The sequence below is a fragment of the Bacillus luti genome (assembly GCF_001884105.1).
GTDB lineage: Bacteria > Bacillota > Bacilli > Bacillales > Bacillaceae_G > Bacillus_A > Bacillus_A luti.
The window spans coordinates 20,434-33,457 of sequence record NZ_MACI01000033.1; the positions used below are offsets into that span (position 1 = coordinate 20,434).

Here is a 13,024-nt window from a genome sequence, read left to right on the forward strand (position 1 = left end):
ATCCCCCTATTAACGCTCTGTTTGTTTTGCCTCTTCCCATAAAACATCTAACTGTTCTAATGATAAATCTTGCATTTCTTTATTCATTTCAGCTACTTTTGCTTCCATGTATAAAAAACGACCGCTAAATTTTTCATTAGTTGAACGTAACGCCTCTTCTGGGTCTATTTTATAATGACGAGCTATATTGACAAACGCAAATAATAAATCGCCAAATTCACCTAACATCTTTTCATCATCCATGTTTACAACTTCTTGTTGGAATTCTTGCCATTCTTCTACAGCTTTCTCTATCATCGGCTGTACATCAGCCCAATCGAACCCTACTTTTCCAGCTTTCTTCTGAATTTCATAGGCGCGTAGTAACTGCGGCAAACTTTTTGGAACTCCATTTAAAACGGATTCTTTCACAGATCCCTTTTCTTGTTTTTTAATCTCTTCCCAATTAGCAATCACTTCATCAGCATTGTTTACATCCGTATTCCCAAATACATGTGGATGGCGACGAACCATTTTCTCAGATAAAGTTCGAATGATATCATCTATAGAGAACCAACCTTCATCCTCCCCGATTTGAGCATGAAGCATAACTTGTAATAATACATCACCTAGTTCTTCTACTAAATGTTCATCGTCCTCTTCATCAATTGCTTCCAACACTTCATACGCTTCCTCAATTAAGTACTTCTTTAAAGATTGATGTGTTTGTTTTTTATCCCATGGACAACCATTTGGTCCACGAAGGTCTGCAATAATTTCTCTAAGTACGTCAAACTGTTGATACAAGGACGTACGTTCCTGAACTGGTGGTACATACACACTCGTTAAATTATTCAATTCTGTTTCATGATCTAGCATGTACAACGGTACCTTTTTAACTTGTTCAAACGACGTTCCTGCAGCTGTTACGATATACACTTCATAATCATCCGGCAACATTTCCATTAATGTTAACTTCACATCTGAAGCAACGAACGCATCATACACTTGACAAAAGATTAAATGTTGACGTAATTCTAATTGCCCTCTTTCAAATGATGTAGCGTCAATTAATTGGAATCCTTCAATCGGATCGATTTTTAGGCTTGCGAACATTGGATCAAGGAAACTTTGTCCACCTTCAATTCGCACTTCAATATTTGCTATTTCGCCTTTTTCCAACAGTAGCTGAACTGTTCTTTCCGCTACAAGTGGATGCCCTGGAACAGCGTAGATGATTTCTGTACCTTCAGCTCGTTCTAGCAATGTATTCGCAATTGTTTCATATACAATTTCAAATGTATCATGCGCTTCATATACATTGTCAAAAGCCGTATATTGTATACCTTCTTTCTCCAACTCTTCTATAACTGGATGTTCCTTCGTTCTAACAAACATATGGTCTGCTTCTTTTATCTTTCGATATACACCCATCGTTAGCTGATCTAATTCACCAGCACCTAATCCTAAAATAGTAATGATTCCACTCACAACCTGCCACCTCTATCCACTCTTCTTCAATGAACCTTCTTTTTTCTCTTGTTTCATAACGGTTCCTAGCTCTTTTTTTGTAAATACACGTAATTTTAAAATAAAAAACACATATGTTAATCCGCCGATGGCTACACCTAACAGCGCTTCAAGTGTTGCAATTCCTCTATGCTCCGTATCAATTACTAATCCGGACATTTGCAACACACGTATAAACATTATTAATACAAATCCCATACCAATACCACTAATAACTACACCTAACATATTCCGCTTATCGATAAGCGATTCCGATACAGCTCGCATAAGTAACACACTATTTAGCATTGAAATTACAATTAGCGCAACTAAGGTTGCAATTGCAGCTCCCTTTACACCAAAATACGGCATTAGTATATAGTTTAAAGCTAACTTTAAACAACCTCCAAATACAACAAATATTGCTGGTTTTAACATTTGTCCCAACCCTTGTAAAATAGAAGCGGTTGTAATTGACAATGAACTAAATAAAATAGATAAAGATAAAATGGATAAAACATCTGATCCATCACTATTTTCAAACAACATAATATTCGTAGGTTGAATAATACAAGTTAATCCAATCGCAGCTGCAAATCCAATTACGAATGTTATTTTCATTGCTAACCTTACCTTTTCTTGAATAAAGGCAAGATCTCCTCTTTCCTTAGCTGCTGTAATAATTGGAATAAGTGACAACGAGAAAGAAGTTGTCACAACAGTGCCTAATTGCATAAGCGGGATACTTCTGTCATAGACACCTTTTAGTACCTTTGCACTTTCGGCTTGTTCTCCCGCCCCAATAAGTAAAGAATAGAAAGAAACAGAATCAGCCATTTGTATAAAAATAAGCACTAAGTTACTAAAACAAATTGCTAACCCCTGCCAAAAAAGGATTTTAATTATCCTTCCTTTCCCCCTAATATTTTTCAAACTTGTGAAGAATATAGAACGAAAATCACGACGCATATAAAGTACAAGTACGATAATCCCAATCAGTCCACCTGCGATTGAACCTAACATAGCACCTGCACCAACTGTATATAAATCAAATCCGTGAGCAATTAGAAATAGGGATAAAAACACAATAATAGAAACCCGAATGGTTTGTTCTATCACTTGCGAAACAGCCGTTGGCATCATATTATTAAACCCTTGAAAATATCCTCTTGCTACAGATAAAAATGGCATCAATATGAATGAAAACGAAATAACACGTAATAATTTATCTAAGTGTATATCGCCCATAGCTATTGCAATTGTTTCAGCGCCAAAGAACAATGTAAAAAATCCTACGAAACCAATCCCTAATAAAAACCAAAAAGATACACAAATAATTTCTTCTGCTTCTTTTTGCTTTCCTCGCTCTAATCGTTCTGCGACCATTTTTGAAATTATAATAGGGAACCCATAAGTAGCTAAAATTAAACAAAATCCATAAAATGGATAAATTTGTTGGTAAATATAAAATCCAATATCACCCGCTATATTTTGATATGGAATACGGTAAAAAGCGCTTAATAATTTCGTAATAAAACTTGCGATTGTTAATATAATAGCCCCACGCCAAAAGGCTTGATACTTCTTCGCTTCCATACAAGAAAACTCCTTTTTCTATTCTCACCCCTCGTATTATATCATAAAGAAAAAGACAAGCTCCCTTACCTCCATGAGTGATAATAAGTTCGTGCGACATTAGAAAATGTTCAACGAAAAAAGGTAGCAAAGCGCTACCTTCATTCAATATACATGTATCTCCAAATAATTGATTTCTCAAAAAGAAATATCATAATTAGGAAAAATTGCTACTTCTAAAATTATATATTCTTACTGTTCCATTTGTTTCGCTAAGAAACTTGCTGCAGTATTGACCGCTTTATGCTCTATTTCGCTTATAATAGCTTCTTTTGAAAAAATAATGACAGCTCCAATCGGGTCTCCATTTGCAACGATTGGTCCAACTGTATAAGAATGAACCTTTTCTGTTACACCATCGATAATGGAAATATCACTTTCATCCGTCATAATAACAGACTTTCGTTCTTCCATCGTTTTTTCAATTAGATCCCCAACACTTTTATTTAAGTATTCTTTTTTGGATACACCTGATACTGCGATAATAGAATCTCGATCGCACACAAGCACATTATGTCCTAAACTATCATATAAAGCATCTGCATATTCTTTTGCAAAGTCACCTAATTCACTAATTGGAGAATATTTCTTCAAAATTACTTCTCCATCGCGATCAACAAATATTTCTAGTGGGTCTCCTTCTCGAATACGTAAAGTTCTACGAATTTCCTTCGGGATTACTACCCTGCCTAAATCATCAATTCGACGTACGATTCCAGTTGCTTTCATTCTAATGCTGCCTCACTTTCTACTGATGATCAAAGTGGTGAATTTACCTGTTCATGTAAAAATCACCAACTGTTAGACATAGTATTTTACACATTAGTTCTTCTATGCACGTCGAATTGTATTTTTTTATCTTATATTAGGCATTTATTACTTCTTTTTTTACATCTGGTAAGCCTTTTAATAAATTTTCAGCAATTGTTAACCACTTCGATGTCTCTAATCCATTCGTTTTCATAACGATTTTCAATTGTGATCCTTCCATTCCAAGACCAATCATACGACCAAAACTATTTCCAAGCATGAATAATTTTCCACCATCAATATTTTGGCTGGCTTGTTCAGAGAATAGGATTGTTACTTCAAATTTATTTTGCTTAATCAACTCAATTTGTTCTTTCATTGCCAATACTTTAATATTTGCGATTTGTAATAAATAACCAACCTCTTGTGGGTAATCACCAAATCTATCGATCATTTCTTCCTGTAATTCTTCAATATCCTCGATTGTAGAAACACCTCTAAATTGTTTATACATCATAATTTTTTGCTTACTATCTGAAATATAAGCATCTGGTAAATATGCATCTACTTCCAAGTCAATTTCAACATTAACTGTATTTTCAACCCCATCTGTCCCTCTGCGCTGTTCAATTGCATCTTTTAACATTTGAGAATACAGGTCAAATCCGACAGAATCAATAAATCCATGTTGTTCTGCCCCTAATAAGTTACCAGCACCACGAATAGATAAGTCCCTCATCGCGATTTTGAAACCAGATCCTAGTTCTGTAAACTCTTTAATTGCTTGCAAACGCTTCTCTGCAACTTCTGATAACACTTTATCTCGTTTATATGCAAAGTATGCATACGCGACACGATTAGAACGTCCAACACGCCCACGAAGCTGATACAACTGCGATAAGCCCATACGATCTGCATCAAATACAATTAATGTATTTACATTCGGAATATCTACACCTGTCTCGATAATTGTCGTACTTACAAGAACATCATGCTGCCCCTCTAAAAACGATAGCATGACAGACTCTAATTCACTTTCGTTCATTTTTCCATGCGCATATGTTACACGAGCATCTGGAACTAACATCGAAATTTCATCTGCTTTTCTTTCGATATCCTCCACACGGTTATACAGGAAGTAAATCTGACCACCTCTTGCAAGTTCTCGCTCTATCGCTTCTCGCATTAATGCCGGATTATACTCTACTACATACGTTTGGACTGGGAAACGATTTTCTGGCGGCGTCTCAATAACAGACAAGTCACGCACACCAAGCATAGACATATGGAGTGTACGCGGAATCGGAGTTGCCGTTAATGTTAATACGTCAACATTCGCCTTCAATTGTTTAATCTTTTCTTTATGCGTCACACCAAATCTTTGTTCTTCATCAATAATAAGAAGACCTAAATCTTTATAAGTAACGTCTTTAGATAAAATACGATGCGTTCCGATTACAATATCCACCGTACCATCTTTTAAGCCTTTAATCGTTTCGTTTTGCTGTTTTCTCGTACGGAACCTACTTAATAATCCTATATTAATTGGATAATCTTGAAAACGCTCTCGAATTGTTTCATAGTGTTGTTGAGCCAGGATTGTTGTCGGTACTAAAATCGCAACTTGCTTTTCATCCATAATTGCTTTAAATGCAGCACGAATAGCTACTTCCGTCTTTCCATATCCTACATCACCACAAAGAAGCCTATCCATCGGACGTCCGCGTTCCATATCTTTCTTAATTTCTTCAATAGAACGTAACTGATCCTCTGTCTCTTGATACGGGAAAGAAGATTCAAATTCTTGTTGTTCTGCCGTATCTGGTGTATACGCATAACCTTTTGAAGCCTCGCGCTCAGCATATAGTTTAATTAGGTCGTCCGCTATGTCTTGTACAGACTTTTCGACTTTTGTTTTGACTTTCTTCCAATCATTTCCGCCCAATTTATAAACTTTTGGATCCTTACCTTCAGATCCTACATATTTTTGCACTTGGTCAATTTGTTCAATCGGAACATATAACTTATCATTACCTTGATATTTGATATTCAAATAATCTTTATGAACACCATTAATCTCTAATGTCTCAATACCTAAAAATTTACCTATACCATGATTTACATGAACTACATAGTCCCCGACTTTTAATTCTGAATAACTTTTAATACGTTCAGCGTTAGATAACTTTTGCTTACGTTGTGATTTCTTAACTTTCTTATGAAAAAGCTCCTTTTCAGTAATGACAACGAACTTTTGCATCGGCATTTCAAATCCTGCATGTAAATCACCTACCGCAATTTGTAACCTTCCAGGCAATAAGATATCTGTGCCCTCTACAATATCTGCTTCAATATCATAATCACTTAAAATATGTTGTAGTTTTTTTACACGTTCATCATCTGTTCCAAGCACAACGGTCGTAAAGTGTCCTTCATTCCATCTATCAATTTCAGTTTTTAACAACTGCATCTGCCCATGGAAATCTTGCATCGTTTTACATGTCACATTCACAATGTTTTGCGGATGTGTGTGTGCTATATGGCGTAAGAATAACGTTAAATATACAAAACTTCTTTTTTTATGATGAAGAAATCCCTCAAATGAGTGAGAGAAAGATAAATCTTGAATAATTGTTCCTTCGCCAAGAAGTGATATATACCATTCCGCCTCTTCTGTTTCAAGGTGTGATGCTGTTTCTTGAATGCGGGAAATCTCATCTAAAATGACAACACCGTCTTCTGGTAAATAATCTATCAGACTAGCAGGTTCTTTATAGAAAATAGATAAATATTTAAACATTTGTTCTATACTTTGCCCGTTTTTCAACATTTCAATTTCATGACTTACCGTCTCAAGCACTGTAGTCTTTAACTTATCATCAGAAAGTTTTTGCATCGTCTTAGTTAAACCTTCTTCAAGATGCTTAATTCCCGATTTCAATTCTTCCTGTGAAAATAAAAACTCTGTTGCTGGACCGAATCTAATACTTTCCTTTTTATCTTGAGAGCGCTGTTCATCCACGTCAAATAATCGAATAGAATCGACTTCTGTGTCGAAAAATTCAATACGAAATGGTAATTCTTCAGTTAATGGATAAATATCTAATATGCCCCCACGTAAACTGAACTCCCCTGGAGCTTCTACCATCGACTTACGCTCATAGCCGATATGATGTAAAGTGTGCAAGAATGCATCTAAATCAATCTCTTGCCCTAGATTGATTTCAATTTGCCTTTGCTTCCACAATTCCTTTATTGGTAAAAACCTACGCAAACCTGCAACTGGCGCTACAATAATTCCATTCTCTCCCGCTGCTAAGCGATTTAGCACCTCAATGCGCTGCGCCTTCAATTCTGGACTTGCAACCCCAACTTCTGATGCTATTAATTCATTTACTGGATATAGCCACACATCTTTTTCACCAAGTAACGCCACTAAATCTTCATGTACTTTTTGTGCTTGGTATAAATTGTGTGTCACAATCAGTTGTGATTTTTTTGTTTTTTTATATAAAGCTGCCATTAATAATGAACGAGAAGATGTTGCCATACCTGATACAAGTTGCTCTTTTAAACCATCTTCTAACCCATTAATAACCGATTGTATCTCTTCATTTTTATAAAACTGCTCTAATAAACCTATCATTTTCAAAACTCCTCTCAACATAAAGAGCAAGCCACTATATTTTATGCAAATATTTCGGAAAAAGAAAACAGAAAAATGCTTTGGACATGCCAAAGCGACAACATTTTATTGTAGAAATTTTTCATATTCATAATACTCTGGATAAGATGCGAGCGTTTCTTGACACGATTCACAAATCGTTTTTATATATATATTTCCATTCTCATGAAAACGAATCATCTCTACTACTTCTTGCTCTGTTAGTTGAAATAAAACGTCGCTATATACTTTTTCTGCGGTAACGGAGCCTACATTGCTCCCACAATGTCTGCAATAATAATACCCTTCCATACTAGCCTCCTAAATATCTAATTACTACTAGTATGGGTGAAAATAAAATAAAATATTCCCAATCATGCCCTTAACTATTGAAAGTATTCATAATTTGAAGAAAGGGTTTTTTTAACCATTCTTCACATGCATCCGCTGCTTTTTCAATAGAATGATTAACATCTGGGATTTCTTCAGATGTAAAACGTGCTAATACGTAATCTACTACCTTCATTCCATTTTTCGGACGATCAATTCCCATACGGATACGTTGAAATTCTTGTGTTCCTAAATGTGAAATTGTTGATTTCACACCATTATGTCCACCAGCACTTCCTTTCATACGAAGACGTAATTTACCTACAGGGATATCTAAATCATCGTACAACACAACGAAGTCCTCAACGTCAATCTTGTAGTAATCCATGAGTGGTCGAATGCTTTCCCCAGATAAATTCATATATGTAAGCGGCTTTAATAATATTACTTTTTCTCCATTAACAAATCCTGCACCAAATACCCCTTTAAATTTTTGTTCATTTAAAGAAATATTCCAACGCTTTGCAAGTTCATCAATCGCCATAAATCCAATATTATGCCTTGTTAATTCATATTCTCTACCTGGGTTCCCAAGTCCTACTATCAATTTCATTCTTGTACCAACTACTTTCTTTTTTCGATACGAAAAGACGTAACCAAGCTTGGTTACGTCTCATTCTATCCAATTAATTGAATAATACACTTACAGATTCTTCTTCGTATACACGAATGATTGCTTCTCCGATTAATGGAGCAACTGAAAGTTCATGTACTTTGTCGATTTTCTTCTCTTCTGGTAATACGATAGAGTTTGTTACAACTAACTCTTTAATATTTGAATTTTGAATACGCTCAATTGCTGGACCAGATAATACTGGGTGCGTACAGCAAGCATATACTTCAGAAGCACCGTTCTCTACAAGAGCGTTTGCTGCTAATGTAATTGTACCAGCTGTATCAATGATGTCATCAATTAAAATCGCTGTTTTACCTTCAATATTACCGATAATGTTCATTACCTCTGATACGTTCGGGCGAGGACGACGCTTATCAATAATAGCAATTGGTGCTTTTAGGCGATCTGCCATTTTTCGAGCACGAGTTACACCACCGTGGTCAGGAGACACGATTACGATATCTTTAAGACCTTTTGTTTCAAAGTAATCCGAAAGAATCGGTACACCCATTAAGTGGTCGATTGGGATATCAAAGAACCCTTGAATTTGTGGAGCATGTAAATCTAGAGTGATTACACGAGTTGCACCTGCTGTTTCAAGCAAGTTTGCTACAAGTTTCGATGTAATTGGTTCACGAGAACGCGCTTTACGGTCTTGACGCGCATAACCATAGTAAGGAATAACAATATTAATTGTTTTTGCAGATGCACGTTTTAATGCATCGATCATAATAAGTAATTCCATGATATGTTCGTTTACTGGGAAGCTTGTAGATTGAATAATGAATACATCGCAACCACGGATACTTTCTTCAATGTTAATTTGAACTTCTCCATCACTAAAACGATCAACAGAACATTTTCCTAGTCCTACTCCAATATGCTTTGCGATTTGCTCAGCAAGTTCCTTATTAGAGTTTAAAGAGAATACTTTCAAATTAGAATTTAGATATTGAGTCGACATCTAGATTAACCCTCCACATTATGATTTTTTCTTATTCAGCAATTGATCAACATAGTCTTCTTTGTTAACTTGACGTGCACGTGCTACTGATAATGCTTTTGATGGAACATTCTCTGTAATTGTAGAGCCTGCCGCTACATAAGCACCATCTTCAACTGTTACTGGCGCAACTAGATTTGAATTACATCCAATAAATACCCCGTTACCAATCACAGTTTTGAATTTATTCTTGCCGTCATAGTTCACCGTAATTGAACCACAACCAAGATTCACGTCTTCTCCAACTTGTGCATCCCCGATATAACTTAAGTGTGAAGCTTTACTTCTATTACCAAAAACAGTTTTTTTGATTTCCACGAAGTTTCCAACGCGTACTTCATCTCCAATAACTGAATCTGGGCGAATATGTGCAAATGGACCAACCGCTACTTCTGTACCAAGTTTACTATCATGTACAGTAGATTGACGAATTGTCGTACGATCTCCAATTTCACTATCGCGAATTACTGTATGCGGTCCAATTTCACAATCAGAACCAATTACAGTATTACCCTCAATAACTGTTCCTGGATGAAGAACTGTATCACTACCGATAATTGCGTCGGCAGAAATATATGTGTTACTTGGATCGATAATTGTAACACCATTCACCATATTTTTTCGGTTGATACGGTTTTTCATAATAACTTCCGCTTGCGATAGAGCGACTCTGTCGTTAACACCTAACGTTTCATCGAAGTGCTCTGTTTGATAAGCTGATACGATATGACCTTCATTTTTTAGAATCTCAATAACATCTGGAAGGTAATATTCACCTTGTACGTTATCATTTGAAACTTTAGAAAGTGAAGCGAATAAAGCTTTATTATCAAAACAATACGTACCTGTATTGATTTCTTTAATAGCTAATTCTTTTTCATTTGCATCCTTATGCTCAACAATCTTTTCAACATGACCATTCTCATTACGAACGATACGACCATATCCAGCAGGTTCTTCTATGTACGCTGTTAGCACCGTTGCCATTGCCCCTGCTTCTTTATGTTGCTGAAGCAATGCTTCCATCGTTTCAGCAGTTATTAGCGGCGTATCACCACAAATAACTAAAGTTGTTCCTTCTTCATTTGCAAGTACACTTGCAGCTTGATCTACAGCATGCGCTGTACCCAGTTGTTCTGCTTGTAATGCAAACTCACTTACGTTTCCTAGCTGTTCTTGTACCATTTCAGCACCATGTCCCACGACTGTTACAAGTTTCTGCAATCCTAATTGAGATACTTGGTCGACAACATGTTGTACCATAGGTTTTCCACATACAGGATGAAGCACTTTGTATAGCTTAGACTTCATACGTGTGCCTTTACCTGCAGCTAGAATCACTGCAAATCTGTTTGACATATAGACCCTCCATCGCAACCTATTTATCCATTAACGATATTATCCTAAATCATCATATATTTCAAGAAACACATTTTAACTATTAAATTTTACCATAATTCTTATAAGATGTTTTACTCTTTAGTATCTTTTTTAAGAAATAAGCTATACTATTTAAAATGATTTTGAAAAAATTAGAAGTTTCTCCTCTTCGTTCGAATGGATTTAGAATTTTCTAAATAAATATTATATAAAATCACAAAAAAACAAACCCCTGTAAATGCTTACAGGGGTTTGCTACAAAATTATAAGGCTTTCTTTCAAAAGCCCTTTTCATTCGAATTTTACGAAGCGCCTGCTTCTTCAAACTCAACCTCTTCTAACTCGCCTAAACGATGATACTCTGTTAAAACCGCATCTTGAATTTTAGAGCGTGTATTAGAATTAATTGGATGTGCAATGTCACGGAATTCTCCATCTGGAGTACGTTTACTTGGCATTGCTACAAATAATCCATTATTACCATCAATTACACGAATATCATGAACAACAAATTCATGGTCTAGAGTAATAGAGGCAATTGCTCTCATGCGGCCTTCTGTGTTTACGCGGCGTAATCTTACGTCAGTTACTTCCATCCTGTGTTCACCACCCTTTTCTAAATAAGCGATATATTTGTATAAATTCCACAAAATTTCTATTTTCCCTTTAATTTTTTAAAAATTTTTAAGATAAAAATTTTTAGCACAGTTGAATATAAGGATTAATAGAGGTTATCGCTTACAAAGACTTACTTAACTAGGGCAATTACTTCGATTTCAACCGAAACATCTTTCGGTAATTTTGCTACTTGTACACAAGAACGTGCTGGTTTATGAGTAGAAAAATAAGCGCCGTACACTTCATTAACAGCGTTAAAATCGTCCATATCTTTTAAAAATACTGTTGTTTTTACTACTGTATCAAATGAAGCACCCGCTTCTGCTAATACAGCTTGTAAATTTTCAAATACTTGCTCTGTTTGTACTGTCACATCTCCCGTTACAAGTTCTCCACTTGCTGTTAACGGAATTTGTCCTGAACTATAAAACATATTATTTACAATAATCCCTTGTGAATATGGTCCGATTGCTTGTGGTGCTTTGCTTGTTTGAACAACTTTCATATTTTTTCACCCTTTATTATTTATTTTTACTCTTTAAAAATAGTGCACGAAAAGCAGTTTGTCCATCTATTTTATAATTTATAAATAGAATAAAAAAAGATAAAGCTATCCGCTTTATCTTTTTATTCAGCCTCTACAAGCCCTTCATCAAATGGTGCCAGTGAATAATTTCCCTTTTCCACCTGAATTGCTTTTTCTTTCACATCAACTTCTGACAGACGAATTAATGATACAAAATTATTAATCAGTCGTTCTTCGATGTCCGTAGATTCTACTAATACTCCAATACCGACAACATTAGCCTTAAACTCTTCTAACATGCTCATCATACCTTGAATTGTTCCGCCGGCTTTCATGAAGTCATCAATAATTAAAACATTTGATCCCTCTGGAAGGCTACGCTTTGCTAATGTCATTGTTTGAATTCTCTTAGAAGAACCTGATACATAGTTAATACTAACAGTAGGTCCCTCTGTTACCTTATTATCTTTTCTCGCAATTACTACCGGTACATCTAAGTAGTTTGCTACCGCATAAGCAAGTGGAATCCCTTTTGTCGCTACCGTCATAACTGCGTCAATTGGTTGCCTAGCAAAAACAGAAGCAAACAAACGACCTGCGCCATTAATATAGCGAGGATTGCTTAAAAGATCTGTCATATATAAGTAACCGCCAGGCAAGATACGACCCGGATTTTCAAATAAGTTACAAAGCTCACCAATAATTAGGTCTGCCTCTTCTTCACTTATATATGGTATATATTTCACTCCTCCTGCTGCTCCTGGTATCGTTTGCAATGTGCCGACCCCTTGTTGTTCAAACGTTTGCTTAATAATAACTAAATCCTCACTAATGGAAGACTTAGCTGATTGATACCTTTCAGCAAAAAAAGTGAGAGAAACTAGCTGACGAGGATTTTGTAACAAGTAATACGTCATATCGACCAATCTTGTACTTCGTCTAATTTTCATACCC

The 13,024-nt window shown here is 35.7% G+C and carries 11 protein-coding genes; all 11 read right to left on the reverse strand.

The annotated features are described in order from the left end of the window. Positions 1-9: 9 nt before the first annotated feature. The 11 genes from yabN to purR all read right to left on the reverse strand — a co-directional run bounded on the left by yabN (position 10) and on the right by purR (position 13,020). Positions 10-1,470 (reverse strand): bifunctional methyltransferase/pyrophosphohydrolase YabN, encoded by a 1,461-nt coding sequence (yabN, locus tag BAQ48_RS08025; RefSeq protein ID WP_071710667.1) that lies wholly within the window; start codon positions 1,468-1,470, stop codon positions 10-12. Between the two features lie 12 nt (positions 1,471-1,482). Next, complete coding sequence (locus BAQ48_RS08030) at positions 1,483-3,084, reverse strand: putative polysaccharide biosynthesis protein (protein WP_071710668.1); 1,602 nt, start codon at positions 3,082-3,084, stop codon at positions 1,483-1,485. A 231-nt stretch (positions 3,085-3,315) separates the two neighbouring features. Continuing rightward, positions 3,316-3,852: a stage V sporulation protein T gene (gene spoVT, locus BAQ48_RS08035; RefSeq protein ID WP_000648302.1), complete on the reverse strand. Its 537-nt coding sequence runs from the start codon at positions 3,850-3,852 to the stop codon at positions 3,316-3,318. Between the two features lie 136 nt (positions 3,853-3,988). Continuing rightward, on the reverse strand, positions 3,989-7,519 hold the full coding sequence (mfd, locus tag BAQ48_RS08040; protein WP_071710669.1) for a transcription-repair coupling factor: 3,531 nt from the start codon (positions 7,517-7,519) through the stop codon (positions 3,989-3,991). 105 nt (positions 7,520-7,624) lie between these two features. Then, the gene (locus BAQ48_RS08045; protein ID WP_000399443.1) at positions 7,625-7,849 is read right to left on the reverse strand and encodes an anti-sigma-F factor Fin family protein; all 225 of its coding nucleotides are present in this window, start codon (positions 7,847-7,849) and stop codon (positions 7,625-7,627) included. 70 nt (positions 7,850-7,919) lie between these two features. After that, positions 7,920-8,480 carry an aminoacyl-tRNA hydrolase gene (pth, locus tag BAQ48_RS08050; protein ID WP_000767701.1) on the reverse strand — a complete coding sequence of 187 codons (561 nt, stop codon included), beginning with the start codon at positions 8,478-8,480 and terminating at the stop codon, positions 7,920-7,922. A 73-nt stretch (positions 8,481-8,553) separates the two neighbouring features. Beyond that, positions 8,554-9,507, reverse strand: coding sequence for a ribose-phosphate diphosphokinase (locus tag BAQ48_RS08055; RefSeq protein WP_000107420.1), 954 nt, complete (start codon positions 9,505-9,507; stop codon positions 8,554-8,556). Positions 9,508-9,525: 18 nt separating this feature from the next. Continuing rightward, positions 9,526-10,905 (reverse strand): bifunctional UDP-N-acetylglucosamine diphosphorylase/glucosamine-1-phosphate N-acetyltransferase GlmU, encoded by a 1,380-nt coding sequence (glmU, locus tag BAQ48_RS08060; RefSeq protein WP_000071037.1) that lies wholly within the window; start codon positions 10,903-10,905, stop codon positions 9,526-9,528. A gap of 323 nt (positions 10,906-11,228) precedes the next feature. Next, complete coding sequence (gene spoVG, locus BAQ48_RS08065; RefSeq protein WP_000454042.1) at positions 11,229-11,522, reverse strand: septation regulator SpoVG; 294 nt, start codon at positions 11,520-11,522, stop codon at positions 11,229-11,231. Positions 11,523-11,674: 152 nt separating this feature from the next. Next, the gene (locus BAQ48_RS08070) at positions 11,675-12,049 is read right to left on the reverse strand and encodes a RidA family protein (RefSeq protein ID WP_071710670.1); all 375 of its coding nucleotides are present in this window, start codon (positions 12,047-12,049) and stop codon (positions 11,675-11,677) included. 122 nt (positions 12,050-12,171) lie between these two features. After that, on the reverse strand, positions 12,172-13,020 hold the full coding sequence (purR, locus tag BAQ48_RS08075) for a pur operon repressor (RefSeq protein WP_000702470.1): 849 nt from the start codon (positions 13,018-13,020) through the stop codon (positions 12,172-12,174). Between the last annotated feature and the right edge of the window lie 4 nt (positions 13,021-13,024).

What these genes read in the sequence shown, in the direction of transcription:
- BAQ48_RS08030 (WP_071710668.1), bottom strand. Translation starts at nt 3,084, where the DNA reads ATGGAAGCGAAGAAGTATCAAGCCTTTTGGCGTGGGGCTATTATATTA.
- BAQ48_RS08045 (WP_000399443.1), bottom strand. Translation starts at nt 7,849, where the DNA reads ATGGAAGGGTATTATTATTGCAGACATTGTGGGAGCAATGTAGGCTCC.
- mfd (WP_071710669.1), bottom strand. Translation starts at nt 7,519, where the DNA reads ATGATAGGTTTATTAGAGCAGTTTTATAAAAATGAAGAGATACAATCG.
- purR (WP_000702470.1), bottom strand. Translation starts at nt 13,020, where the DNA reads ATGAAAATTAGACGAAGTACAAGATTGGTCGATATGACGTATTACTTG.
- pth (WP_000767701.1), bottom strand. Translation starts at nt 8,480, where the DNA reads ATGAAATTGATAGTAGGACTTGGGAACCCAGGTAGAGAATATGAATTA.
- spoVT (WP_000648302.1), bottom strand. Translation starts at nt 3,852, where the DNA reads ATGAAAGCAACTGGAATCGTACGTCGAATTGATGATTTAGGCAGGGTA.
- spoVG (WP_000454042.1), bottom strand. Translation starts at nt 11,522, where the DNA reads ATGGAAGTAACTGACGTAAGATTACGCCGCGTAAACACAGAAGGCCGC.
- glmU (WP_000071037.1), bottom strand. Translation starts at nt 10,905, where the DNA reads ATGTCAAACAGATTTGCAGTGATTCTAGCTGCAGGTAAAGGCACACGT.
- BAQ48_RS08070 (WP_071710670.1), bottom strand. Translation starts at nt 12,049, where the DNA reads ATGAAAGTTGTTCAAACAAGCAAAGCACCACAAGCAATCGGACCATAT.
- BAQ48_RS08055 (WP_000107420.1), bottom strand. Translation starts at nt 9,507, where the DNA reads ATGTCGACTCAATATCTAAATTCTAATTTGAAAGTATTCTCTTTAAAC.